This is a genomic window from Rhodococcus sp. EPR-134 (assembly GCF_001647205.1).
In the GTDB taxonomy this organism is placed as follows: Bacteria; Actinomycetota; Actinomycetes; order Mycobacteriales; family Mycobacteriaceae; genus Rhodococcus_F; species Rhodococcus_F qingshengii.
This window is the reverse complement of record NZ_LVCT01000195.1, coordinates 1-24,651: the sequence shown is the minus strand read 5'-3', so window position 1 is coordinate 24,651 and position 24,651 is coordinate 1. Positions and strand designations below refer to the sequence as shown.

The 24,651-nt window shown below is 61.9% G+C and carries 21 protein-coding genes and 1 pseudogene; 12 read left to right on the top strand and 10 right to left on the bottom strand.

Annotated features, from left to right (window positions below; genetic code table 11):
• Nucleotides 1-5: 5 nt before the first annotated feature.
• Nucleotides 6-1,316: a branched-chain amino acid ABC transporter permease gene (locus A2J01_RS08895; RefSeq protein ID WP_231915744.1), complete on the bottom strand. Its 1,311-nt coding sequence runs from the start codon at nt 1,314-1,316 to the stop codon at nt 6-8.
• 303 nt (nt 1,317-1,619) lie between these two features.
• Here A2J01_RS08895 and polA point away from each other — a divergent pair, with 303 nt between their 5' ends.
• Nucleotides 1,620-4,367, top strand: a complete 2,748-nt coding sequence (polA, locus tag A2J01_RS08890) for a DNA polymerase I (protein ID WP_064112541.1) — start codon at nt 1,620-1,622, stop codon at nt 4,365-4,367.
• A gap of 58 nt (nt 4,368-4,425) precedes the next feature.
• Here polA and trxA read toward each other — a convergent pair whose 3' ends face one another.
• Nucleotides 4,426-4,797, bottom strand: a complete 372-nt coding sequence (trxA, locus tag A2J01_RS08885; protein WP_003944106.1) for a thioredoxin — start codon at nt 4,795-4,797, stop codon at nt 4,426-4,428.
• Nucleotides 4,798-4,871: 74 nt separating this feature from the next.
• On the bottom strand, nt 4,872-5,867 hold the full coding sequence (locus A2J01_RS08880) for a helix-turn-helix domain-containing protein (protein WP_003944097.1): 996 nt from the start codon (nt 5,865-5,867) through the stop codon (nt 4,872-4,874).
• A 213-nt stretch (nt 5,868-6,080) separates the two neighbouring features.
• On the opposite strand from A2J01_RS08880, the gene A2J01_RS08870 reads away from it, so the two are divergent.
• Nucleotides 6,081-7,010, top strand: a complete 930-nt coding sequence (locus A2J01_RS08870; protein WP_064112540.1) for a DMT family transporter — start codon at nt 6,081-6,083, stop codon at nt 7,008-7,010.
• On the opposite strand, the gene A2J01_RS08865 is transcribed toward A2J01_RS08870, so the two are convergent.
• The gene (locus tag A2J01_RS08865; RefSeq protein ID WP_197494185.1) at nt 6,955-7,530 is read right to left on the bottom strand and encodes a 2'-5' RNA ligase family protein; all 576 of its coding nucleotides are present in this window, start codon (nt 7,528-7,530) and stop codon (nt 6,955-6,957) included. The two genes, A2J01_RS08870 and A2J01_RS08865, sit on opposite strands and share 56 nt — an antisense overlap.
• Between A2J01_RS08865 and A2J01_RS08860 the strand changes: the two genes are divergently transcribed.
• The 4 genes and pseudogenes from A2J01_RS08860 (at nt 7,496) to A2J01_RS08845 (ending at nt 11,387) form a co-directional block, all read left to right on the top strand.
• Entirely contained in the window at nt 7,496-8,593 is a 1,098-nt protein-coding gene (locus A2J01_RS08860; protein WP_039972997.1) for an isocitrate/isopropylmalate dehydrogenase family protein, read from the top strand. The genes A2J01_RS08865 and A2J01_RS08860 overlap by 35 nt on opposite strands.
• A 164-nt stretch (nt 8,594-8,757) precedes the next feature.
• Nucleotides 8,758-9,672, top strand: coding sequence for an ABC transporter substrate-binding protein (locus A2J01_RS08855; RefSeq protein ID WP_370852737.1), 915 nt, complete (start codon nt 8,758-8,760; stop codon nt 9,670-9,672).
• Complete coding sequence (locus A2J01_RS08850) at nt 9,672-10,628, top strand: amino acid ABC transporter permease (protein ID WP_003944035.1); 957 nt, start codon at nt 9,672-9,674, stop codon at nt 10,626-10,628. The genes A2J01_RS08855 and A2J01_RS08850 overlap by 1 nt, the downstream gene beginning before the upstream one ends.
• Nucleotides 10,625-11,387, top strand: a pseudogene (locus A2J01_RS08845) (amino acid ABC transporter ATP-binding protein). The gene A2J01_RS08850 and the pseudogene A2J01_RS08845 overlap by 4 nt, the downstream one beginning before the upstream one ends.
• 3 nt (nt 11,388-11,390) lie before the next feature.
• On the opposite strand, the gene A2J01_RS08840 reads toward A2J01_RS08845, so the two are convergent.
• Nucleotides 11,391-12,236 (bottom strand): class I SAM-dependent methyltransferase, encoded by an 846-nt coding sequence (locus A2J01_RS08840; RefSeq protein ID WP_064112545.1) that lies wholly within the window; start codon nt 12,234-12,236, stop codon nt 11,391-11,393.
• A gap of 337 nt (nt 12,237-12,573) precedes the next feature.
• Between A2J01_RS08840 and rpsA the strand changes: the two genes are divergently transcribed.
• Nucleotides 12,574-14,061: a 30S ribosomal protein S1 gene (rpsA, locus tag A2J01_RS08835; protein WP_003944095.1), complete on the top strand. Its 1,488-nt coding sequence runs from the start codon at nt 12,574-12,576 to the stop codon at nt 14,059-14,061.
• Between the two features lie 179 nt (nt 14,062-14,240).
• On the opposite strand, the gene A2J01_RS35025 is transcribed toward rpsA, so the two are convergent.
• Nucleotides 14,241-14,456 carry a hypothetical protein gene (locus tag A2J01_RS35025; protein ID WP_003944056.1) on the bottom strand — a complete coding sequence of 72 codons (216 nt, stop codon included), beginning with the start codon at nt 14,454-14,456 and terminating at the stop codon, nt 14,241-14,243.
• Between the two features lie 159 nt (nt 14,457-14,615).
• Between A2J01_RS35025 and coaE the strand changes: the two genes are divergently transcribed.
• Nucleotides 14,616-15,830 carry a dephospho-CoA kinase gene (coaE, locus tag A2J01_RS08830; protein ID WP_047272286.1) on the top strand — a complete coding sequence of 405 codons (1,215 nt, stop codon included), beginning with the start codon at nt 14,616-14,618 and terminating at the stop codon, nt 15,828-15,830.
• A 4-nt stretch (nt 15,831-15,834) separates the two neighbouring features.
• On the opposite strand, the gene A2J01_RS08825 is transcribed toward coaE, so the two are convergent.
• On the bottom strand, nt 15,835-16,353 hold the full coding sequence (locus A2J01_RS08825; RefSeq protein ID WP_003944071.1) for a DUF402 domain-containing protein: 519 nt from the start codon (nt 16,351-16,353) through the stop codon (nt 15,835-15,837).
• 86 nt (nt 16,354-16,439) lie between these two features.
• Between A2J01_RS08825 and uvrB the strand changes: the two genes are divergently transcribed.
• The 3 genes from uvrB (at nt 16,440) to A2J01_RS08810 (ending at nt 20,164) form a co-directional block, all read left to right on the top strand.
• Entirely contained in the window at nt 16,440-18,602 is a 2,163-nt protein-coding gene (gene uvrB / locus A2J01_RS08820; RefSeq protein ID WP_007728743.1) for an excinuclease ABC subunit UvrB, read from the top strand.
• 45 nt (nt 18,603-18,647) lie between these two features.
• A complete protein-coding gene (locus A2J01_RS08815; RefSeq protein ID WP_007728746.1) occupies nt 18,648-19,523 on the top strand; it encodes an SCO6745 family protein in 876 nt (291 codons plus the stop codon).
• Nucleotides 19,524-19,711: 188 nt separating this feature from the next.
• Nucleotides 19,712-20,164 (top strand): universal stress protein, encoded by a 453-nt coding sequence (locus tag A2J01_RS08810; protein ID WP_003944055.1) that lies wholly within the window; start codon nt 19,712-19,714, stop codon nt 20,162-20,164.
• Between the two features lies 1 nt (nt 20,165).
• Here A2J01_RS08810 and A2J01_RS08805 read toward each other — a convergent pair whose 3' ends face one another.
• From A2J01_RS08805 to A2J01_RS08795, 3 genes are all read right to left on the bottom strand, one after another.
• Nucleotides 20,166-20,627 carry a DUF732 domain-containing protein gene (locus tag A2J01_RS08805; protein WP_064112538.1) on the bottom strand — a complete coding sequence of 154 codons (462 nt, stop codon included), beginning with the start codon at nt 20,625-20,627 and terminating at the stop codon, nt 20,166-20,168.
• A gap of 83 nt (nt 20,628-20,710) precedes the next feature.
• Entirely contained in the window at nt 20,711-22,993 is a 2,283-nt protein-coding gene (locus A2J01_RS08800) for a HelD family protein (RefSeq protein WP_064074470.1), read from the bottom strand.
• 131 nt (nt 22,994-23,124) lie between these two features.
• Entirely contained in the window at nt 23,125-24,057 is a 933-nt protein-coding gene (locus A2J01_RS08795) for a DoxX family protein (RefSeq protein WP_003944048.1), read from the bottom strand.
• Between the two features lie 217 nt (nt 24,058-24,274).
• On the opposite strand from A2J01_RS08795, the gene A2J01_RS08790 reads away from it, so the two are divergent.
• Nucleotides 24,275-24,651, top strand: a 377-nt coding sequence (locus A2J01_RS08790; RefSeq protein ID WP_231915743.1) for a DUF2716 domain-containing protein, incomplete at its 3' end; no start/stop codon positions are given.

The following is a 24,651-nucleotide window of genomic DNA, read 5'->3' as shown; positions in this document are numbered from 1 at the left end:
GTTCGTCACCCGATCCTTTGTCTGGATCCGAGGATGCCCTGGGGGCGAACCACGAGGATCACGATCAAGACGAGAAGTCCGCCGATGTATTTGAGGTCTGGGTTGATGATGAGCGTCGAGAGTTGGACCAGAAGTCCGACGATGACGCAGCCGAGTAGCGCCCCGTACGCGGTTCCCAGACCAACGAGGGTGATTCCGGCGAACATGAGCAGCAACAGTTTGAATCCCATTTCCCACTGGACGCGTCCGCCGAGTTCGGAGATGCCGAACAGCACACCGCCGAGGGCGGCCAATCCGCCGCCGAGACCCCAAACGAACATGATCACGCGCTCGACGTTGATTCCGGACGAAGCGGCGAGGTCACGATTGTCGGAGACGGCACGCATGGCCTTTCCGATGCGAGTCTTCTGCAGAAGCAGTGCGACGCCGACCAGGACGACCAGACTGACGATCATGACTATCGCGTTGGCGTCGGTCAGTGCGATCGGGCCCCAGTTCTTCTCGACCTGGCCCTGGTAGTCGTCGAACGGTTCTGCGCGGTCGGAGAAGAAGATCAGGATCAAGTAACGCAATGAAATCGCGAGACCGATCGAGACCACCAATTGCGCGATCAACCCGGTCTTGCGCTTACGCAGTGGTTTCCAGACGATTCCGTTGGTCAGCAGGCCGATGCCGATGCCGACGAAGATCGCGAGGATCGTGGCGGGAATCAGCGGAACGCCGAAGGACGTGTTGATCACCCAGGCAGCAACGGCTCCCAACGTCACCATCTCGCCGTGAGCGAAGTTGGTCAGGCCAGTGGTGCCGTAGATCAGGCTCAAACCCACACCGGCGATCGCGATCACGAGGCCGAACCGCAGACCGTCGACCGTCGTGCGGATCAGCTTCTCGCCGAAGCTGACATTCGAGGCGGTACGTACCTCGCCGAACGAGAAGATCACGGTGTTCGCGCGGCCGGCCACCACCTCGCGTTCGACAGCGGCTTGCACACTGACCCCGTCGGGAAGTGTGTCGGCAACGATCTCGAAGGCGTAGGTGCCCGGTGCCACGGCCAGTTCCCAACGGCCGTTCGATGCCGATTCTCCGGTGGCGACTTCCGTGCCGGAAGAATCGAGCGCACGGACGGTGACGCCCTCGAGGCGTGTGCCACCGTTGTTGAGATTTCCGCTGACGGGGACAGCGTTGTCGGGAACCGGTGCTGTCGGTGTTGCGGATGCTGTCGGGGTCGGCGGTGTAGGGGAAGTGGTCGGTTCCTGAGCCGAAGCAGTTCCGGCCAGGCTGAGTAATGCGAAGAACGTCAGTAATGCAAAGGCCAGTAGTCGGCTGAGTGTCGCGAGGGTCTGCCGTTTCACTACGGGTGGGGCCACGTACGTCCTCCGAGCGGGTCGGGAATAGCGCGTCTGGACAAAGGTGCCGCGCAGCAGAGGGATTGTTTCGCTGCTGCGATTTCCGGACTCTAACGGCTCCGTTCGCTTCAGATGGGGTTCTGAGATTTCCGGGATGTTTCGGTTCCGTATCGAAGGCCGAAGGCTGCATCAATTGTCCGATTCTTGTGTCTGTTCCTGCGTAAACAACGGCGAAGGCGTCGATGTCGGTCGCGATCCCTAGACTGATGAACCGTGAGCCCCGCAACCACAACTCGGTCCAGCACGTCCACCGCTCCAGCCGGCACCACCGGCAAGGCGGACGATCGCCCTCTCTTGATGCTTCTCGACGGGCATTCGTTGGCGTTTCGCGCCTTCTACGCGCTGCCTGCAGAGAACTTCAAGACACACAGTGGGCAGGCCACCAACGCGGTGTACGGCTTCACGTCGATGTTGATCAACCTTCTTCGTGACGAGCAGCCCACCCACCTGGCCGCGGCCTTCGACGTGTCGCGTCAGACGTTTCGCGCCGACCTGTTCCCCGAATACAAGGCGCAGCGCGCGAAGGCTCCGGACGAATTCAAGGGCCAGATCGACATCACCAAGGACGTTCTCGGCGCGCTGGGCATCCCGGTCATGGCCGAGGAAGGTTTCGAAGCCGACGACGTGATCGCCACCTTGACCACGCAGGCGGAGGCCCTCGGATACCGGGTTCTCGTCGTGACCGGTGACCGTGACTCGCTGCAACTGGTGACCGACAACGTCACTGTGCTCTACCCGAAGAAGGGTGTCTCGGAGCTCACCCGATTCACGCCGACGGCCGTAGAGGAGAAGTACAGCCTCAGCCCGGCGCAGTATCCCGATTTTGCTGCACTGCGCGGCGACCCGAGTGACAACCTCCCCGGCATCCCCGGCGTCGGCGAGAAGACCGCCACCAAGTGGATCCATGAGTACGGCGAGCTGGAGGGACTGGTCGACAACGTGGACAAGGTCCGCGGCAAGGTGGGCGACTCACTGCGGGAGAACCTCGCGAACGTCCTGCTCAATCGTCAGCTCACCGAAATGGTTCGCGACGTTCCCTTGCCGTACACGCCCGAGCAGTTGGTGTTGGCCCCGTGGGACCGCGAGAAGATTCATGCGTTGTTCGACGATCTCGAGTTCAAGGTTCTCCGCGATCGACTGTTCGCGACCCTGTCGTCGTCCGAGCCCGAAGCAGAGGAAGGGTTCGAGGTCAGCGGCGACGCACTCGCCCCGGGTGCGGTTGCCGCGTGGCTCGACGCCCACGCACGAACCGGTGAGCGTCACGGCGTGACGGTGCTCGGAACCAGAACTCCGTTTGCCGGCGACGTCACTGCACTCGCGATCGCGGCCTCCGACGGTGAATGTGCATACATCGCGGCGTCGACGGCAACACCGGAAGACGAAGCAGCTCTCGGTGATTGGCTCGCCGACGCATCACAGCCGAAGGCGCTGCACGAAGCCAAGTGGGCGATCCATGCTCTGCGTGGGCGCGGTTGGACGCTCGGTGGACTGACCAGCGACACTGCTCTGGCCGCGTACCTCGTCCGGCCGGGCCAGCGCAGCTTCAATCTCGACGACCTCTCGCTCCGCTACCTCAAGCGTGAACTGCGCGCCGAAACATCCGGCCAGGAACAGCTTTCACTGCTCGACGACACCGAACAGCTCGATGCCGAAGCGGCCGAGACCGCGATGCTCAGCGCTCAGGCCGTTCTCGACTTGGCGGCTGCACTGGACACCGAGTTGGAGTCGATCGAATCCAAGTCGCTCCTCTCCGACATGGAACTGCCGTTGACGATCGAGCTCGCTCAGATCGAGGCCACCGGCATCGCCGTCGACAGCGCGCATCTGCACGATCTTCAGAGCCGTTTCGCCTCCCAGGTCGCCGACGCCGCAAACTCGGCCTACGAGGTGATCGACAAGCAGATCAACCTGGGTTCGCCGAAGCAGCTGCAGGTGGTCTTGTTCGAAGAACTCGACATGCCCAAGACGAAGAAGACGAAGACGGGCTACACCACCGACGCCGAGGCGTTGCAGGGTCTGTTCGACAAGACAGGACACCCGTTCCTCGAACACCTTCTCGCGCACCGTGATGCGACGCGTATGAAGGTGACCGTCGACGGTCTTCTCAAGGCCGTAGCCGAAGACGGACGCATTCACACGACGTTCAATCAGACGGTTGCCGCGACCGGACGCCTGTCGTCGACCGATCCGAACTTGCAGAACATCCCGGTGCGAAACGACGCGGGGCGCGAGATTCGCGACGGATTCGTAGTCGGGCAGGGGTTCGACGTTCTGCTCACTGCCGACTACAGCCAGATCGAAATGCGCATCATGGCGCACGTGTCAGGCGACGAGGGGCTGATCGAGGCATTCAACACCGGTGAGGACCTGCACAGCTTTGTCGGCTCGCGTGCATTCGGTGTACCGATCGAAGAGGTGACTCCTGAACTGCGTCGCCGGGTCAAGGCGATGTCGTACGGTCTGGCCTACGGGCTCAGTGCCTACGGATTGGCGTCGCAGCTGAAGATTTCGACCGAAGAAGCGAAGCAGCAGATGGATGCGTACTTCGCTCGTTTCGGCGGCGTGCGGGATTACCTCCACGCGGTGGTCGAGCAGGCACGTAAGGACGGCTACACCTCGACGCTCTACGGTCGTCGTCGCTACCTGCCGGACCTCAACAGCGACAACCGTCAACGTCGTGAGGTTGCCGAACGTGCTGCCCTCAATGCGCCGATCCAGGGCACTGCGGCCGACATCATCAAGGTGGCGATGATCAACGTGCAGAAGGCTCTCGCCGACGCCGGATTGAAGTCGCGCATGCTGTTGCAGGTGCACGACGAATTGGTGCTCGAAGTGGTTGCCTCCGAGTTGGAGGAGGTCACCGCGCTGGTCAAGGACAAGATGGCCACAGCCATCGAGCTGTCAGTACCTCTGGATGTTTCGGTGGGAACCGGTCGAAGCTGGGACAGCGCGGCTCACTAGGCAGCAACGAAAAAGGCTGGGCCGGAATCGACTTCGATTCCGGCCCAGCCTTTTCACGCTATTCAGCAGATGCGGTCTGCTCTGCGATCTGCTTGCGGACCTCGTCCATGTCGAGTGCCTTGACCTGAGTGACGAGCTCTTCGAGCTGAGCGGCGGGAAGCGCGCCGGCCTGGTTGAACACGAGTACGCCTTCGCGGAAGGCCATGATCGTGGGGATGGAGCGGATGTTGGCGGCCGCTGCGATTCCCTGCTCGGCCTCGGTGTCGACCTTGGCGTGAACGACGTCGGCATGCTTCTCCGAAGAGGCTTCGAACGTCGGTGCGAACTGGCGGCACGGGCCGCACCAGGAGGCCCAGAAGTCCACGAGGACGACGTCGCTGCCGTTGATCGTTTCGTCGAAGTTCTGCTGGGTGAGTGTCTGGGTGGCCACAGGGGTCCTTTCCATTGTGCGGGCTGTTGGTGTGTGCAACGCCCCGGAACCGCTGATTCTTCCCTGAGCCGATTTCAGCTTGCGTTCTCGGTCGCCCGAAACGTCCGGCGGTAGGCCTGCGGCGTGGTGCAACGCAGACGAATGAAGTGCTGGCGAAGCACGGCACCGCCGCCGAATCCGACGCGTTCTGCGATGACGTCGACGGAGAGGTCGGAATTCTCGAGGAGGTGTTGGGCGGCCAGTACTCGCTGATCGCTGAGCCAGCGGGCGGGGGTTGTTCCCGTTTCCGCTTGGAAACGGCGCGCGAACGTGCGCGCGGACATGTTCGCGCGGGCCGCGACCATGCCCACAGTGAGGTCGAGGGCGAGGTTCTCCGTCATCCAGTCGAGGAGCGGGGCAAGGGTTGCACTCGGCGTCGAGGCGAGGGGAGTGGCAACGTACTGGGCTTGCCCACCGTCACGATGGGGCGGCACCACCATCCTTCTCGCGATGCCATTGGCAACGCGAGAACCCTGTTCTTTTCGGACGATGTGCAGGCACAGGTCGATTCCTGCCGCGGTGCCTGCGCTGGTGAACACCGGATCTTCGTCCACGTACAACACGTCCGGATCGACCTTGGCTTCCGGATATGTCTGGGCAAGCCTCTCTGCATGCCGCCAATGCGTCGTGCATCGCCTTCCGTCCAGTAGTCCAGCCGCCCCGAGGACAAACGCTCCGGTGCACAGACTCGCCACCTTGGCGCCCCGGGCTACGGCCTCGTTGAGTTTGACCAACAGGGGATCGACACTCGAGTCGGGACTCGGTGAGCACATGTACGCGTCGCCGGCGTCGTAGGTTCCGCCGGCGGACACGACGATGAGATCGGCGTCGTCGAGAGAATCGAGGTTGTACGGAACATCGATGTTGTACCCGAACCGCGTTCGGATCGGACCCGGAACCGCGGCGATCAGAGAGAAGTCGTACGTGGGGAGGCCGTCGTCGGATCGGTCGAAGCCGAAGACTTCACATGCCACGCCGAGTTCGAACGCCTCGGTCATCGGCATCAGTGGGACCACCACTTTCGCGAGCATCTTTCGAGTGTGACAGAAAAACAGGAAAGTGGCAGAAAATCGTCCAAGTCTGGCTTTTCTGCCACTACTGCCACGTGGGACATTCCGTCAGGCTGGACACATGGCAATCATCGTCGTCAGCGTCTTGGTCCTACTGGTCCTGAACGTACTAGCTCTTGCCGGCCGAACGCCCGACACTCGTCACGACGTCAGTCCGCACGGAGACTTCACCCTTTGAGGGCAAGTCTGGCCTTTCAATACACCGCAGCTGCGGTGGTGTGGGGAGCTAGTTTCCTCTTCATGAAGATCGGGCTCGAAGGTCTGTCCTTCACGCAGGTAGTTCTGTGGCGCTTGGTCTTCGGTGCGCTCGCGCTGGTTCTCGTGACATCGGTCAGCCGGATCGGCCTACCGAGGGACTTTCGCGTCTGGAAACACATGGCTTTTCTCGCAGCGACACAATGCATCGTGCCGTGGCTGCTGTTCAGTTGGGCGGAGCAAAACATGTCCTCGGGACTCGCGAGCATCTACAACGCCACCACGCCACTGATGACTATGGCTGTCTCCCTTGCCTTTCTGCCGGGGGAGACGCTGACGCGATACAAATCGCTGGGGTTGCTTCTCGGATTCGGTGGGGTGCTGATCGTATTGGCGCCGTGGAATCTCGGCGTCGGCGGAAGTGTCAGTTCTCAGGTCGCTTGCCTGGGAGCGACTGCGTCGTACGGGATTTCGTTTGTCTACCTCAGACGTTTCGTGCTTCCTCTCGGCGTCGACACCCGCACAGTCGCGCTATTACAGATCAGTATCGGAGCTTTCGTGATGGTTCTGGCCTCACCGGTCATCGCGAATACACCGATGCACGTGACGCCGGCAATTGTCCTGTCGATGATCGCTCTGGGCGCACTGGGGACCGGGCTCGCATTCATCTGGAACACCAATGTCGTTCAGGGGTGGGGGCCGACTGCGGCGTCCACCGTCACTTATCTCAGTCCAGTGGTGGGCGTCGCTCTCGGCGCAATAGTCTTGAACGAAAGCGTTGGCTGGAATCAGCCGGTTGGTGCACTCGCGGTGATCGCGGGAATCCTGGTGACCCGACGTGCAACCCGATCTGTCACAGCGGCGGCGTCAGTAACCACTCCGTCCTCTGTTCGCCGTCCCAGCGCCTGATCGCGCCGCAGCGCCCTTGAATCACGTCGGTGCCCAGCAGGGCGATGGCTTCACCCAGACGTGCAGGTTCGACGCGTCGGGCGAGCGTTACATGAGGCGTCCACGCGCCGGGCTCGACGTGGGCGGGAAGTGCCGTCGAGCCAACTGTTGACTCGGCTATTTCTCGGTGCAGGTGAAGGAGTGCGCGCGAAGGAATGACCGAGCGCGCCAAGACCATCTGCTTGCCGCCGAACACGACGTAGCCACCGAGTCGGACCTCGAAGTCCGGGGCCGAGAAGCGCCGCTTCAACAGTTCGTCGATCTCCGCGGGGATCTCACGGGCGACGAACAGCGTGATGTGCGGACGGTTGGACGGGCTGTGATGAGAGGCCTGACTCGGTAAACCGGCGTCGGCGAGTAGCTGCCATTGTGCTCGCACTGCCGACTCACTCATTGGATCGAGGAGCAATTCCACCGACTGGACCATGGTGAGCAATGATTGCCTGATGACAGGTGCGAGCGCAATCGGTACTTCGGCCATGCGGCTGGGGCTCATGCACGGCGACGGAATCGGCCACGAAATCGTCCCGGCGACACGGCAGATCGTGGATGCGGCGTTGTCAGCGGTTCATGCTCCGCCCGTCGAGTGGGTCGAGCTTCCGCTCGGGAGTACGGCCATCGACAGCCACGGCACGCCGATTCCCGACGAGACCATCGATGGGTTGGGGCAGCTGCAGGGTTGGATTCTCGGACCCCACGACAGTGCGTCCTATCCGGAGAGGTTTCGCGGACAACTCACACCCGGCGGCGTCATCCGGAAGAAGTTCGAGCTGTTCGCGAACATCCGACCGGCAGCGGCGTTCCCCGGTGTCAAGGCGATGGTCCCCGACATGGATCTGGTGATCGTCCGCGAGAACACCGAGGGGTTGTACGCGGATCGGAACATGGCAGTCGGCAGTGGTGAATTCATGCCGACGCCCGACATCGCGCTGGCCGTCGGTGTGTTCACCCGCGCTGCGTGTGAACGGATCGCACGCACTGCCTTCGCGTTGGCGTCGCGACGGCGCAATCACGTCACGATCGTCCACAAAGCCAACGTCCTCACACTGACCACCGGCCTGTTCCGTGACGCCTGCCGAACCGTCGCTGCGGAGTACCCACACGTAGTCGTCGACGACGAGCACGTCGACGCGATGGCGGCGCACCTGGTTCGGCGCGGCGGCGACTTCGATGTCGTGGTGACGGAAAACATGTTCGGCGACATCTTGTCGGATCTGGCGGGCGAGCTGTCCGGTTCACTCGGAACCGCGCCGTCGATCAACGCTTCCGAGACGCAGGTCATGGCTCAGGCTGCGCACGGTGCCGCACCCGACATCGCCGGGAAGAATCGGGCGAACCCGACGGCACTGTTCCTCTCGAGTGCAATGATGCTCGACTGGCTCGGTGATGCGCGTGGCGATCGGTTGTTGTCTGCGGCAGCACGCCGGATTTCAGATGCCGTTCGCACGACCATCGCGTCGGGCATCGCGACCGCCGACCTCGGCGGTTTGGCATCGACCAGCGAATTTTCCGAAGTCGTGTACGCACACACTCTGCGTCGCTGATTCTTGTACGACAGGCCGGAATCTTGCGAAGTCGGCGACGGTGGAACTCCTGCCGTAACCTACCGTTCGACTGAATTTCGGATGGACGTTGCAAGTGCGGCGATCGACGAGTGGAGAGCAGAGTCGTGGTCGATGAAAACGCACGGGCACCAAGGCCACGTGGCGTGAGTTATGGCTCGAGCAGTGGCGGGCGTATCCGCACCAACGTGGTGCGAGTCTTGTTGGTGGGCTTGATCGTCGCACTGTGCGGCGGGTGTGTGACCAACAACGAGGGCCTCGTTCCGGAGGGGCCGCCACTTGACATCCAGAAGGTGCCCGAGATCGCCGCCCTGTTGCCCCCGAACGTCAGGGAGTCGGGCAAGCTGCAGGTCGGGGTCAACATTCCTTACGCACCAAACGAATTCAAAGATGAGAATGGCAAAATCGTCGGCTTCGACGTCGACATCATGAACGCAGTGGCGACTGTGCTCGGGGTCGAAGCTGTCTATAACCAGGCCGACTTCGACAAGATCATCCCCGCTATCCAGTCGGGAAGCTACGACCTCGGCATGTCTTCGTTCACCGACTCCAAGGAGCGGGAGAAGTCGGTCGACTTCGTCACGTACTACAGCGCAGGTATCCAGTGGGCTCAGCGGCCGGACAATCCCGTGGACCCGAACAATGCGTGTGGGTTGCGAGTGGCGGTACAGACCACAACTACCGAGGACATCGACGAAGTACCCGCCAAGAGCGAGGCATGCGTTGCTGCGGGCAAGCCGCCCATCGAGAAGATCAAGTACGACAGTCAGGACGACGCGGCCAACGCACTCATCCTGGGTCGAGTCGACGCGTTGTCCGCTGATTCACCGGTGACCGGCTACGCGATCAAACGGAGTAAGGGGCGGATGGAAGCTGCGGGTCAGCCCTTTGATTCCGCGCCGTACGGCTGGCCGATCGTGAAGGGTTCCGCCCTCGGTCCCGCCCTGCAGCAGGCAATGCAGTACCTGATCGACAACGGTGTCTATCAACAGATCGCGCAGACCTGGAGTGTCGAGGCCGGCGTCATCGAAGTATCCAAGATCAACGGCGCGGAAAGCTGATGAACATGACAACAACTGAGACTGGCGATCCGGCGCCGATCAAGGCGATCCCACTGCGCAGACCGGGCCGATGGGTCGCAGCAGTCGTGGTGGTGGTCCTGGTAGGGCTCTTTATCTACGGTTCGGCGACCAATGAACAGTTCGGCTGGGCGACTTACCGCCAGTACCTCTTCGACGCTCGAATTTCGAAGGCCGCCTGGGTCACCATTCAACTGACAATTCTGTCGATGGCAGCCGCGATCGTTCTGGGCATCGTCCTCGCGGTAATGCGGCTGTCGCCGAACCCGGTGCTGAAGTCCGCTGCCTGGGTGTATTTGTGGGTCTTCCGCGGCACGCCCGTTTACGTCCAGCTCGTCTTCTGGGGTCTCTTCCCCTCCATATACAAGAGCATCGATCTCGGCGTTCCGTTCGTCCATCAGTTCGTGCATTTCGACATGCAGGATCTCCAGGCGGCGTTTCTCTTCGCAGTCATCGGACTCGCATTGAACGAGGCGGCGTACATGGCCGAAATCGTCCGTGCAGGTATCGCCTCGGTCAACGAAGGTCAGACCGAAGCGTCAGTGGCTTTGGGAATGACGTGGGGCCAGACGATGCGGCGAACGGTCCTTCCCCAGGCGATGCGGGTGATCATCCCACCGACCGGCAACGAATTGATCAGCTTGCTCAAGACGACTTCGCTGGTGACCGCAGTGCCGTTGAGTACCGAACTCTACGGACGAGCGAGAGACATATCCGGTGCAAATTTCGAGCCGATCCCACTCTTGATGGTCGCGGTTACGTGGTACCTCGCAATGACCAGTGTTCTCATGGTCGGCCAGTACTACGTCGAACGCCACTATTCGAAAGGGTCGACGAGGACGCTCACCACTCGCCAGCTTCAGGCACTCGCCGACGCACAGGGCAAAGAAACGGTAGTGGAGACACTCCCGGATATTCCAGGAGGAGAACGCAGATGACACCGATGGTCAAGGCAGACCGGGTCTGTAAGAACTTCGGCGCGCTCGAGGTTCTCAAAGGGGTCTCACTCGAAATCGATCCCGGCCAAGTTCTGTGCCTCGTCGGGCCGTCCGGGTCGGGCAAGTCGACGTTCTTGCGCTGCATCAATCACCTCGAGCAGGTCAACGCCGGCCGACTGTACGTCGACGGCGACCTGGTGGGCTACTCGGAGAAGAACGGAAAACTGTACGAACTTCACCCGCGAGCAGCGGCCAAACAGCGCCGCGACATCGGGATGGTGTTTCAGCACTTCAATCTGTTCCCGCACCGCACCGCTCTCGAGAACATCATCGAAGCGCCGACGCAGGTGAAGCGCGTCAGTAAGAAGAAGGCTGTCGAACGAGCGAAGGACCTCCTCGATCAGGTCGGGTTGAGCGCCAAAGCCAACGCCTACCCGGCCCAGTTGTCGGGTGGTCAGCAGCAAAGAGTTGCCATCGCCCGCGCTCTCGCGATAGGACCCGAAGCTCATGCTGTTCGACGAGCCGACGTCCGCGCTCGACCCCGAACTGGTCGGTGAAGTTCTCACCGTGATGAAGCAGTTGGCCAAAGAAGGTATGACGATGGTGGTCGTCACCCACGAGATGGGATTCGCCCGCGAGGTCGCCGACCAGTTGGTGTTCATGGACGGGGGAGTTGTGGTCGAGGCAGGCGAGCCGCGGGAACTCCTGGCCAATCCTCAGCACGACCGGACCAAGGCTTTCCTGTCGAAGCTGCTGTAGCCGTCAGGGTTTGACGGCGCTGAAAATTGCAGTGCCCGGAAAGAGTTGGCCGCGCAGGGGACTCCACTGTCCCCATTCGCGGTCCAACCACTCCGGCCATTCGGGCTCGATGATGTCGCGCACCTGAAGTCCGGCGGCGACGATCTCACGAACCCGGTCGCCGATGGTGCGGTGATGCTCGACGTAGGTGGGGACTCCGTTGTCATCGACCTCGACATACGGGGTGCGGTCGAAGTAGGGGAGGGTCGCGGTCAAGCCCTTCGGCCCGGGATCGTCGGGGAAGATCCATCGAATCGGATGGTTGACGGCAAAGACCCACGATCCGCCGGGACGCAGAACCCGGGCGACTTCGTTCATCACTCGCTGCGAATCGGCAACGAACGGGACGGCGCCGAACGCGGAACAGACGATGTCGAAACTCCCGTCGGCAAACGGCAGGAGTTCCGCACTTGCCTGAATCAACGGGACTGCCGGTCCGCCGGCATTCATCGCGTCCTGCCCGCGGGCGAGCATCCCCATCGAGATGTCGAGACCGACGGCCCGAGCACCATGTCCGGCGAGCCATCGGGCACACGGTGCCGAGCCGCAACCCACTTCCAATATGTCTTTGTCGACTATGTCGCCGAGCAAGTGGTGATCGCCCTCGTGCAGCCCTTCGGGGCACCAGACGAATTCACCTTCCGCGCTGTTCACGCCCAGAAACTCGCCGTGGGTTCGGTGGTAATCGTCGGCGTCGGCGTCCCACCACGCACGGCTGGCGCGGTCGCTGGCACTCGAATCGACACGGACTCGGCCGACGCCGCTGGTACCGAGAATGGAATTGGCAGCGGCATGGCGCTCGTCAGACATGAACAACACAGTAGAACGGGTGATGCGGGCGCAGGGTACCCGGGTTTGCCCGGCAAGATAGCCGACGCGTAGTCTTACTCACGCGAGTGTCTGTCATCCGACCGATTGTCTATACGAGATCTTTACCAAGGTCTCGGAATCAGTCGGACCGAGGGAGCTCGCGGTGCGCTTCCGCGGTGTGGAATGTGATCCGGTATTCGGTTGTTCGTTATTGATGCAGCTGGGTACTTCGATCTAGTACTTCACAAAGTACTTCCAACATTTGTACGCCACAGTTGCGCATCTCGTCCGACAAAATCCATCAACCGACCACAACTCGTCCGGAGCAATTCAACATATGCCCTCCACAACCGTCACCTCGCCGCAGGTTGCCATTAACGACATTGGCTCCGCCGAGGACTTCCTCGCCGCCATCGATGCCACGATCAAGTACTTCAACGATGGCGACATCGTCGAAGGAACCATCGTCAAGGTCGACCGCGACGAGGTTCTGCTCGACATCGGTTACAAGACCGAAGGCGTCATCCCTTCTCGTGAGCTCTCCATCAAGCACGACGTCGACCCCAATGAGGTCGTCTCCGTGGGAGATGCGGTCGAGGCTCTCGTCCTCACCAAGGAGGACAAAGAAGGTCGACTGATCCTGTCGAAGAAGCGCGCTCAGTACGAGCGTGCCTGGGGCACCATCGAGGAGCTCAAGGAGAAGGACGAGGCCGTCAAGGGCACCGTCATCGAGGTCGTCAAGGGCGGCCTCATCCTTGACATCGGTCTTCGTGGCTTCCTCCCCGCTTCGCTCGTCGAAATGCGTCGCGTCCGCGACCTCCAGCCGTACGTCGGCAAGGAGATCGAGGCCAAGATCATCGAGCTCGACAAGAACCGCAACAACGTGGTCCTGTCGCGCCGCGCATGGCTCGAGCAGACTCAGTCCGAGGTTCGCAGCGAATTCCTGCACCAGCTCCAGAAGGGCCAGGTCCGCAAGGGCGTCGTGTCCTCCATCGTCAACTTCGGTGCATTCGTGGACCTGGGCGGCGTAGACGGTCTGGTTCACGTTTCCGAGCTGTCTTGGAAGCACATCGATCACCCGTCCGAGGTTGTCGAGGTCGGCACCGAGGTCACCGTCGAGGTTCTCGACGTCGACCTGGACCGCGAGCGCGTCTCCCTGTCGCTCAAGGCAACGCAGGAAGATCCGTGGCGTCAGTTCGCCCGCACGCACGCCATCGGCCAGATCGTGCCCGGCAAGGTCACGAAGCTGGTTCCGTTCGGTGCATTCGTGCGCGTCGAAGAGGGAATCGAAGGCCTCGTTCACATCTCGGAGCTCGCTGAGCGCCACGTCGAGGTTCCGGACCAGGTTGTCGGCGTCGGCGACGATGCACTCGTCAAGGTCATCGACATCGACCTCGAGCGTCGTCGTATCTCGCTGTCGCTGAAGCAGGCCAACGAGGATTACAACGCCGAGTTCGATCCGTCCAAGTACGGCATGGCCGACTCGTACGACGAGCAGGGCAACTACATCTTCCCCGAGGGCTTCGATCCCGAGACCAACGAATGGCTCGAGGGCTTCGACAAGCAGCGTGAAGAGTGGGAGAACCGCTACGCCGAGGCTGAGCGTCGCCACAAGATGCACACCGCTCAGATGGAGAAGACCGCTGCAGACGAGGCCGCTGAGGCTGCCACCGCTGCTGCCGGCTACTCCTCGGAGACGGCTGCTGCAGACGACGCCGAGGCTCCGGCTGCTGCCGGCTCCGCTCCGGCCGAGTCCGCTGGCGGATCGCTTGCCAGCGATGCACAGCTCGCCGCACTTCGCGAGAAGCTGTCGGGCAACGCATAAGGATTACCGCTTGATCTGATCAGGCGAGATCTGTGAAGAACCCCGCCCCTGCACGTGCAGGGGCGGGGTTCTTCTCTCTGCCAGGTGTCACTTGCGAGCGAAGAATCAATTCAGTGAGTGAACACAAAAATGACCGGCACCGAAGGGTTGCCGGTCATTTTGTACTTCGTGAAGAGAACTCAGTTTGCGGGAGCAGGCACCCAGTAGGTGGCGGTCGCTTCGGCTGTGCGCTTACGCATCGACGCGAAGCTGTGTCGGCCTTGGCTCACGAGCATCGTGAACCACGTACGACGGTGCTCTGCCAGGGCAAAAGCAACTTCGGGAAACTCTATGCAGTGCACGCCGTTCGGCATTCCGAGGCGGTGCTGACCGTGATGGTCGCGATCTGCTCGCATGGCGTCCACTTTCTCGAGAAGGTGCAGGTACAGGTGCGTTCGCTAGAACATAACCGCACGGTCACCGAAATTGTGGTATTTGAGCCTCGAACGCCCCGGCGTGTTCGATCAGTAGGCGTGTCTGAATCTCTCGGGCGCGGAGATGAGAGACTGTCGAGTGTGTTGAGAGTTGGCCTCACTGGAGGCATCGGAGCCGGTAAGTCGACAGTGTCGAAAATCCTCAGCGAACTGGGAGCCGTCATCGTCGACGCCGACCTGATCGCCCGAGAAGTGGTCGAGCCCGGTACTCCGGGACTTGCCGCTCTGGTCGATGCATTCGGCGACGGGATTCTGTCCGAGGACGGCAGCCTCAACCGACCCGCGCTAGCGTCGTTGGCGTTTGCCGACGACACGTCACGCGGAACTCTCAACGGCATCCTCCACCCACTGATCGGTGCGCGGACGATGGAGCAGATTTCGTCTGCGCCGTCGGATGCAGTGCTCGTTCAAGATATTCCGCTGTTGGTCGAGGGTTCGATGGCGCCGGCATTCAATCTGGTCGTCATCGTTTACGTCGACGAGGAGGAACGAGTTCGGCGCTTGGTGGGCTCGCGCGGCATGCCTGAATCCGACGCTCGTGCGCGCATCGCAGCGCAGGCAAATGACGATCAGCGTCGTGCTGTTGCCGACGTGTGGCTCGACAACAGCGGAGAGCCGGGTTCACTCGACGACGTGGTCCGCGACTTGTGGGCGAATCGACTTGTTCCCTTCGAGAAGAACCTCCGCGAGGGCACGGTAGTGCGCGCACTGCCCGAGCTGACTCCAGCCGACCCGTCGTGGCCGGCGCAGGCCGAACGAATCATCGGCCGGTTGTCGTTGGCGTCCGGTGACCGTGCGCGCCGTATCGATCACATCGGATCGACCGCAGTGCCTGGTCTCGATGCCAAGGACGTGATCGACATTCAGATCACTGTCGAGCACCTCGGCGTTGCCGACGACCTCGCGGAAGATCTGGCCGCTGCCGGGTTCCCCCGGATCGAGCACATCGTCGCCGACGACCCGAAACCGTCGTACCTCGGTGGCGAGACCGATCCGGCGGTGTGGGCGAAGCGAATTCACGGAAGCGCCGATCCAGGGCGCCGCGCGAACATCCACATTCGGGTGGATGGTTGGCCGGGTCAGCAGTTCGCGATCCTCTTCCGTGACTGGCTTCGCGCCGACGCAGCGGCGCGTGCCGAATATGCCGAACTCAAGGTCAAGGCAGCCGAGAGTGCCGCCGGCATCGACGACTACGCCGCTGCGATCGATGCCTACCTGGGAGTCAAGACGCCGTGGTTCGACGCCGCTTTCCACCGGGCATGGGAGTGGGCCGAGAAATCAGGCTGGTCCCTCTAACCACTCAGCGCCACGTGACCGGCATGCCCACCGAGGTGAGCCAGGCGTCGAGATCGTGACCGTGGGCGGCGATGCCCTCGATAGCGCGGGCCGCGTTCAGCATCGCACGCTCTGACGTCTTCGGGTCGAGAATCCCGGCGGTGTTCGCCTCGAGCAATTCGTCGACGTCGAGCAATTCGACGCTGCGTCCGGTCTGCACGATCAGGTCGAGGTAGTGGTCCTCGGACGTCCAGACCTGGTCGCCGCGGATGAAGTCGCCGATGTCGACATAGAAATCCCAGTCTCGGATGTGTTCCGGGGTGAAGTGCAGGATCGACGCCCGAATTCCGAGTTCGGGAATGATCCAGGACTCCAGGTAGTGAAACCGGGGATGGTCGGCGTGGCGCGCCATGTACAGCCCCCACGGTTCTTCGCGGTAGTGCTCGACCGGGCGAACGAAGCCCTTGGGATCGACGTTGGTGCGAGCGGCGATGTCGAAGGTTTCGACCTTCGGCCGGTGAATGTGGGGACGTTCCTCGCTCATGGTCGAAGAACCTACCGCCGAACTGCATTTTCGGCTGAACGCGGACGAGCGGGCATTGTGTCGGTAGGTGCGCTTACCCTGGTTTCATGGCGTTTGCTTCCGAACATCCCGTGGTCGCACATTCCGAGTTTCGGCCGGTTGGTGACATCGAGCGCTCAGACGCGCGCTTCGAGGTCGTCAGCCCGTACGAACCGGCAGGCGATCAGCCGGCAGCTATCGCCGAGCTGGAGAAACGGATCAACGAGGGGGAGAAGGACGTAGTCCTCCTCGGTGCGACCGGTACCGGCAAGTCGGCCACGACTGCGTGGTTGATCGAGAAGCTGCAGCGCCCGGCTCTGGTGATGGCTCCGAACAAGACTTTGGCGGCTCAGCTCGCGAACGAGCTTCGGGAAATGCTACCCAACAACGCGGTCGAGTACTTCGTCTCGTACTACGACTACTACCAACCCGAGGCGTACATCGCCCAGACGGACACCTACATCGAGAAGGATTCGTCCGTCAACGACGATGTCGAGCGGCTGCGCCACTCGGCGACGTCCAGCCTTCTGTCACGACGGGACGTGGTCGTGGTGGCATCGGTGTCGTGCATCTACGGCCTCGGTACACCGCAGTCGTACCTCGATCGCTCGATTCAGCTGGACGTCGGTGTGGAGGTGCCGCGGGATGCATTCCTGCGTCTGCTCGTCGACGTTCAGTACAACCGCAACGACATGGCGTTCACGCGAGGTTCGTTCCGCGTGCGCGGCGACACGGTCGAGATCATTCCGTCGTACGAAGAGCTGGCGGTCCGCATCGAATTCTTCGGTGACGAGATCGAGGCACTGTACTACCTCCATCCACTGACTGGTGACATCGTTCGCCAGGTCGACACGGTTCGTATCTTCCCGGCGACGCACTACGTCGCCGGCCCTGAACGCATGGAGCGTGCCGCCAAGGACATCGAGGCGGAACTCGAAGAGCGACTCGCCGAGCTCGAAGGCAAGGGCAAGCTCCTCGAGGCTCAGCGTCTACGCATGCGTACGCAGTACGACCTCGAGATGATCAAACAGGTCGGATTCTGCTCCGGCATCGAGAACTACTCGCGCCACATCGACGGCCGTGGCCCTGGAACTGCCCCCGCAACCTTGATCGACTACTTCCCGGAAGATTTCCTTCTGGTCATCGACGAGTCGCACGTGACGGTTCCTCAGATCGGCGCCATGTACGAGGGCGATATGTCGCGCAAGCGAAACCTGGTCGAGTTCGGATTCCGGCTACCGTCGGCAACAGACAACCGCCCTCTGACTTGGGAAGAATTCAGTCAGCGGATCGGTCAGACCGTCTACTTGTCGGCGACACCAGGTAAGTACGAGTTGGGTCAGTCCGGCGGTGAGTTCGTCGAGCAGGTGATCCGCCCGACCGGATTGATCGATCCCGAGGTCATCGTCAAACCCACCAAGGGACAGATCGACGATCTCGTTCACGAAATCCGCGAGCGAGCGGAACGTGACGAGCGTGTGCTGGTCACGACGTTGACCAAGAAGATGTCGGAAGATCTGACCGATTACCTGCTCGAACTCGGTATTCGCGTCCGTTACCTGCACTCGGATATCGATACGCTCCGGCGAGTCGAGTTGCTCCGTCAGCTCCGCCTGGGGGAGTACGACGTGCTGGTCGGCATCAACCTCCTGCGTGAGGGACTCGACCTTCCCGAGGTGTCGCTGGTCGCGATTCTCGATGCCGACAAAGAAGGTTTCCTACGTAGCTCCACCAGCCTCATTCAGACGATCGGCCGAGCGGCTCGAAATGTATCCGGTCAAGTGCACATGTATGCGGACAAGATCACCGCTTCCATGGCGCAGGCCATCGAGGAAACCGAGCGACGACGCGAGAAGCAGGTCGCCTACAACGAGAAGATGGGCGTCGACCCACAACCTCTACGCAAGAAGATCGCGGACATTCTCGATCAGGTGTACGAGGAGGCAGAGGACACTGCGGCGTCCGTGGACGTCGGTGGTTCGGGTCGCAATGCGACGCGTGGTCGGCGTGCGCAGGGTGAGGCCGGTCGTGCGGTCAGTGCGGGTGTGTACGAGGGGCGCGACACCAAATCGATGCCTCGGGCCGAATTGGCAGATCTGGTCAAGGAACTCACCGATCAGATGATGAACGCTGCACGTGACCTTCAGTTCGAGTTGGCTGGGCGATTGCGAGACGAAATCTCGGATTTGAAGAAGGAGCTTCGAGGAATGGACGCCGCGGGTCTCAAGTAGGTCGCCTCGCGTGCGTTCGTGCTTTCGACCGCTACGGTTTCAGGTATGGATGCACAGACTGCAGGCAAGACCGCGCGGACTCTCGAACTTCTCCATTCCTTGGCGTACTTCGTCCCGGAGACGGAGAAGGAACTTGTCGGCGTCGGGTTGGAGCCTGGCCGAATGGTGTACTTTGCCGGGCGATCAGCTCCGCTCGGCGCTCCACCCGCGACTGTCGTCACGGCCACCTTCTTCAACTTCAATCCTGAATTGATCGCCAGTGTCATCCCACGTGCCTGGGAATTGGCAAGGCCCACAGAGGTTGTCGCCGCGCGGTATCGGGCAATCGACGCGGCGTACGTCCGCCTGTTCGGTGCAGACGTGACAGGATCGGCGGACATGGCCGAGGCCGCCGAACTCGTGTCGATCGCTGCCCAGAACATTCCTGGAGTGGACGGCCGCCCTCTGTACGCGGGTTGGGCGTCGCTCGACTGGCCGGCCGAGCCGCACCTGCGTTTCTGGCACGCGCTGACACTGCTGCGTGAGTATCGCGGTGACGGCCACATTGCGGCCCTTCAGACCGCGGGATTGAACGGCCTGGACGCGTTGATCACGCACACCGCGACGGGAATCGGGTTTCAGCGCAAATTCGCGCAGACTCGTCGCGGATGGTCGCAGGAACAGTGGGACGAGGCCGTCGAGAGTTTGAAGGACCGCGAACTGCTCGATCGTTCGTCCGGTGCGCTGACCGAGGACGGGCAGGACTTGCGTGACGTCGTCGAAGACCTGACGGACGACCTCGCTTTGGCTCCGTGGGATGCGCTGGGTGAGGAGGGTGCCAAGCGGTTGCTGGAATTGGCGACGCCGTGGCGTACCGCCCTGGTCGAGCAGGAAGTATTTCCGGCGGCGCTGTTCGGGCCCCGCTTTGGCAAACTTCGCTGAGTGGTCACCACCGAACAAATGTGTCTGTGACGAAGAATCACATTCACTGTGGGCTTGTGGCGTGTACTGCAAATAACACTATCCGCGGCACAATCCCGCTAATGTCAGCGCAGCGGTTGTCGAGCGGGCGCAACAGCGTTGCGCCCGGTGCCGGCCGTACCGTCCGTCCCGTAACCATGGAGGAATGAATGAGTGCCTACCGGACCGTTGTCGTAGGAACCGATGGCTCCGAGTCGTCACTGAAGGCAGTCGACAGAGCTGCCGCCATTGCCAGTGGCTCGGACGCTCAGCTCGTCATCGCGTGTGCGTACTACCCGGCTGATCCCAAGGACGTGAGCGCTGCCGCTGATGCGTTGGGTAACGAGGCCTACCAGGTCACCGGTTCCGCTCCGACCTACGAGATCCTTCGCACCGCTCGTGAGCGCGCACATGCCCAGGGGGCAAAGGATGTTGTCGAGCGCGCCGTCGTCGGCGCTCCCGTCGAATCGCTTCTCGCTTTGCTCGACGAGGTGAAGGGCGACTTGCTGGTCGTCGGAAATCGCGGATTGAACACGTTGACCGGGCGTCTACTCGGATCGGTGCCTTCCGATGCCGCACGCAAGGCGACGTCCGATGTCCTGATCGTGCACACCGTTCGCTGAACTACCGGCAGTAGTCGGCCTCGGCCGCATCGACGAACACTTCAGCCAGCTGATCGGCGCTGGGGGGTGTTGTCGATGCGGCCGAGCCGTTTCCGGAGGTGACCATTGGTTCGCTTGCTCCGTTCAGCGATACCGCCCGCAGATTCGCGATGATCATCGCTCGATCCGTTCCGGCCGCGAGCTGCTGGCAGACGCCGTCACCGAGCGCCTGCAACATGTCGTCGGAAAAGGCGGGCGTGACCCCGGTAGACGCGAGCGCCGCCCGCAGCCGTTCTGCCTCGTCTACCGGTTTTTCGGTCGGTGCGGCAGCAACAGCAGCGATGTCGTCGCTGCCTGCAGCAGCCGTCGAACTCGAATCATCCTCTGAGCAACCGGCTGTCACCGCCGCAAGCATCCCGACGCCGATCACCACGCGAGCGATCTTGCGGATGGGTGCGGCGGAACTTGAGGGCAGGCCAAGCACGAGGGGTCATTCCTTCAGTCGTCGACACAAATTGGAGTGACACCACCATTCGTGGTGTCACGCACGAACCTACTCCGTGATGCTCACGAATCGAAGGCCAACTCTGCTGCTTCGACGCCGTCGAGAACCGAGGGGAGCGACTCGACGTGAATGATGCCGAGCCTCTGGGTAGCGCGGGTCAATGCGACGTAGAGGTCGTTCGTTCCGCGTGGTGACTCGTCGAGAATGTCGGCAGGTTCGACGATCAACACTGTGTCGAACTCGAGTCCCTTGACGTCCTTGACGGACAGGACGCTTACGGTGTCACTCGCAATGCCCGCCAGATCGGCAACGACCTCGGAACCGGCGATCACTGCGGTGATACCGGGATGCGACTCGGACTCGATGCAACGGCGCACGGTCGATTCCAATTCTTCGGCCGTGGTCTTGAGCGCCCACGGCGCGAATCCGCTGTCGCGTACCGACCGGGGCACGGATTGCTCCGGGTCGATCTCTTCGAGCACACGGTGCGCGACATCCATGATCTCCGAGGGAGTTCGGTAGTTGACGGTCAGTTCGGTGAGCTTCCAGCGCTTGGCGACGTAAGGCTCGAGAATCTTCTGCCAGGACGAAGTTCCCGCGGGATCACCGGTCTGAGCTGTATCGCCGACCAACGTCATCCAGCGATTCGGTATGCGCCGCATCAGCATTCGCCACGCCATTTCGGAGAGCTCTTGGGCTTCGTCGACGATCACGTGACCGTAGGTCCAGGTTCGGTCGCCGGCAGCGCGTTCTGCCGTGGTCTGGCGCTGGCCCTGATCGTGGCGTTGGGCGAGTTGGCTGGCGTCGATCAAGTCGTACGCCATCAAGATCTCGGGATCCATCTCGTCTTCGAGATCCTGTGGTGCAGACCCGGTGAGGATGTCGAGGGCGCCCTGGGCGTCGGCGATCTGCGCGCGCCATTCACGTTGTGCGCGTTCGCGTTCGGCGGCGTCGTCGACGCCGAGAATCTCGGCCAGTTCGTCGAGCAGGGGAGCATCGGCCGCACTGAAACCCGGTCCGACGCTCTGCAGAAGCTCGTCGCGTTGGGCGTCGTCGAGTTGCGGCGCTGCCTTGGCCAACCTCGCCGGCGACGTCCACAGTTCCGCGAGGATTTGCTGCGGCGACAATTCGGGCCACAGCTTTCCGATGGCGGACATGATGTCAGGGTCCTCACGCATCTCGTCGCGAATGTCGGCGATGTCGTCCCGACTGAGGAGTGACCCACCGTCGACGAGGTTTCCGCCGATGAGTTCGGCCATCTGCAGTGCCAACGCCTCGATGACTGCTGCCACGAAGATCGGGCGCGCCAGGTTGTGTGGGCGACGCGACGACCGAGCACGCCCGCGCGCCTTCGTGACAGTCTTGCGATCCAGTTTCAAGTCGTACGTGTCGAATCGAAGGGTTATCGGCTTCGACGGAACTTCCTGCCGATCCCGGACGGCGTTCTTGAGCACGTCGAGGATCGCGAGGGAACCCTTGATCTCACCGGCGGCGAGGGAATCCGTACGAGTCGCACGCACTCCGGGGTACAGGTCCCCGATCGTCGAGAGTAGAACTCCGGTCTCACCGAGTGAAGGAAGGACCTGGCTGATGTAGTCGAGGAACGTCGCGTTCGGCCCGATGATAAGAACACCGGCCTTGGCCAGTTGCTGGCGGTAGGTGTAGAGCAAGAAGGCGGCACGGTGAAGGGCGACTGCGGTTTTGCCGGTACCCGGACCGCCCTGGACGACCAAAACGCTCTTGTGCTCGGAGCGGATGATGGCATCCTGCTCACTCTGAATGGTCTCGACGATGTCGTTCATCTGACCCGTACGCGCTGCGTTCAGAGCGTCCAGGAGAGCGCTCTCACCGGCGACGCCGCCGGCTTCGGTCACCACGCCGGCGGCTCGGGCAGCGTCGAGGTCCAGGTATTCGTCGTTGATTCCGGTGACTGTTCGGCTCCGACTGCGGATATGGCGTCGTCGCTTGACGCCCTCAGGTGCCGCGGGCGTCGCCAGATAGAACGGGCGTGCCATCGGAGCTCGCCAGTCGAGCAGTAGCGTTTCGTAGTCGTTGTCGGTGTCCAGAATTCCGAGTCGGCCGACGTAGCGTCGCTCGTCGTCGAAGTCGATGCGTCCGAAACACATTCCGTTCTCGGCTGCGTCGTACTTGGCGAGATCCTCGGTGTACATGGCATTGAAGGATTCGCGTTCACTGCGTGCTTGCGGGGTTCCGCCGGTCTCGAGGAGCACCGTGCTCAAGCGAGTTTGGGCATACTTTCGAAGATCGTCGAGACGGGAGTACAACATCGTCACGTACTGCTGCTCGAGCTCTTGCTCGTTCAGTGACGGGTCCGCGTCGGGCAAAGGATCTCCTAGGCTTGATGAGAAATTCACGCGCTGCAAAAGCGCCAAGACAGTCTAGTTCCCCCAGATGAACTGCCGCATAGATACAGGTCAGGCCACCCGAAGGTGGCCTGACCGTGTTTTCGGTGCACTCAGTGCGTCAATTCGTCCTTCTTGGCGCGAGCCTTTTCGAGCGCCTTCTCGGCGCGCTTTCGGGCACGCTTACCCAGCACCTCGGTCTGCTCCGACGCCGTTTCGGCCCACTCGTTGCTCTTCTCGAGGGCGAGTTCGGCGAACTCAGAGCTGCGCTTGCTCGCCAGCTCTGCCAGTTCGGCGCTGCGCTCGCGTGCGGTTTCGGCCAGTTCGGAGCCGCGCTTCTGCGCGACTTCGAGGATGTCCGGGCCGCGTTCCTTGGCGACCTCTCCGAATTCCGCGGCTCGCTTGCTCGCGATCTCCGCAAACTCGGAGCTGCGCTCCTTCGCAAGTTCGAGCCAATCCGTGCCGTGTGCCTTCGCGGTTTCGGCAAGCTCGGAACCGCGTTCGGACGCCACCGACAGAGCATGCTCGACGCGATCGCTCGTGTGATCGGTCTGCGATGCGACCAAAGGAAGTGCTGCGGCGATAGACGCCTGGGCCTTCTTCGCGGCGCGACGGCCGCGCCAGCCGAGCGACGGCTTGCCCTCGGTGTCGACGGAGGCGATCATCAGTCCGCCGAGCAAACTGACGTTCTTGATGAAGTTTGTGCGCTGCATCGCTCGCAGTGACGGATCGGTTTCGTTCCAGAAGTCGTGACCGGCAAGCGTGGTCGGTACCAGGCTCCCCGCGAGCACCAACGACGCGAGCCGCGGCGCCTTGCCGGTGGCCAGCAGCGCACCGCCACCGATCTGGACGGCGGCGTTGATCTTGACGAGTGTTTCCGGATCAGCAGGCACCTTCTGCGTCACTGCTCCTGGCAGCGTCTCGACGGATTTGTCGATCAGCGGTGACGCTTTGGCTGCTCGCTGAGCAGGGTTGCGCAAAGCATCGATTCCCCCGGCGATGAAGATCGTGGAAAGCAGTGGACGAGCAATTCGACGTACCAGCATGTTTCAAGCCTCCCGATGTAGGTTCGTTTTCCACCCTAGCGATCTCACAAGGAATTGGTCCGGTTCGGCGATCCCGGCACGCCTGACCCGGTTGACGGATTCCTGGTCGCCGAAACGCGCTGTACTGCGACGATGACTTCTCCACTGATCCGGACACACCGTTCTGAAGTATCCGTTACCGCGTATCCGCATACGGCGTGTTCGAAGGTGTCACACAATGCACACCGATCAACCACCATGGAGTGGTTGCCACGAAGATATCGCTGAGCCGACGCCGTCCGCGGTCTTCGATTCGGGTGCGGCGCCAGCTGCGACTCCAGGGGCGTGGGCCGCTCGCGTGGATGCGATCCACGCCGAAGCGCTGCGCTGTTTTGTCACCGAATGGAACGACGATCCCAACTTCGTCGTTCTGGATTGGCAGCATCCGGGCTACACCTTCGACACGGAGGCACATGCTGCTGCGAAGGAGCTTGCGGAGTGGCGTGTCCCGGTCTATCCGAACGGCGACTACTACATATTCAGTCGTGACGACTTCACGGAAGGGACTCTGTCGACCTGGCTTCCGCGACTTCGAGTCAACGGTGAACAGGTCGA

What these genes read in the sequence shown, in the direction of transcription:
- rpsA (WP_003944095.1), top strand. Translation starts at nt 12,574, where the DNA reads ATGCCCTCCACAACCGTCACCTCGCCGCAGGTTGCCATTAACGACATT.
- A2J01_RS08815 (WP_007728746.1), top strand. Translation starts at nt 18,648, where the DNA reads ATGGATGCACAGACTGCAGGCAAGACCGCGCGGACTCTCGAACTTCTC.
- A2J01_RS08795 (WP_003944048.1), bottom strand. Translation starts at nt 24,057, where the DNA reads ATGCTGGTACGTCGAATTGCTCGTCCACTGCTTTCCACGATCTTCATC.
- A2J01_RS08865 (WP_197494185.1), bottom strand. Translation starts at nt 7,530, where the DNA reads ATGGCCGAAGTACCGATTGCGCTCGCACCTGTCATCAGGCAATCATTG.
- A2J01_RS08840 (WP_064112545.1), bottom strand. Translation starts at nt 12,236, where the DNA reads ATGTCTGACGAGCGCCATGCCGCTGCCAATTCCATTCTCGGTACCAGC.
- A2J01_RS08825 (WP_003944071.1), bottom strand. Translation starts at nt 16,353, where the DNA reads ATGAGCGAGGAACGTCCCCACATTCACCGGCCGAAGGTCGAAACCTTC.
- A2J01_RS08880 (WP_003944097.1), bottom strand. Translation starts at nt 5,867, where the DNA reads ATGCTCGCGAAAGTGGTGGTCCCACTGATGCCGATGACCGAGGCGTTC.
- uvrB (WP_007728743.1), top strand. Translation starts at nt 16,440, where the DNA reads ATGGCGTTTGCTTCCGAACATCCCGTGGTCGCACATTCCGAGTTTCGG.
- A2J01_RS08850 (WP_003944035.1), top strand. Translation starts at nt 9,672, where the DNA reads ATGAACATGACAACAACTGAGACTGGCGATCCGGCGCCGATCAAGGCG.
- A2J01_RS35025 (WP_003944056.1), bottom strand. Translation starts at nt 14,456, where the DNA reads ATGCGAGCAGATCGCGACCATCACGGTCAGCACCGCCTCGGAATGCCG.
- A2J01_RS08860 (WP_039972997.1), top strand. Translation starts at nt 7,496, where the DNA reads ATGACAGGTGCGAGCGCAATCGGTACTTCGGCCATGCGGCTGGGGCTC.
- A2J01_RS08810 (WP_003944055.1), top strand. Translation starts at nt 19,712, where the DNA reads ATGAGTGCCTACCGGACCGTTGTCGTAGGAACCGATGGCTCCGAGTCG.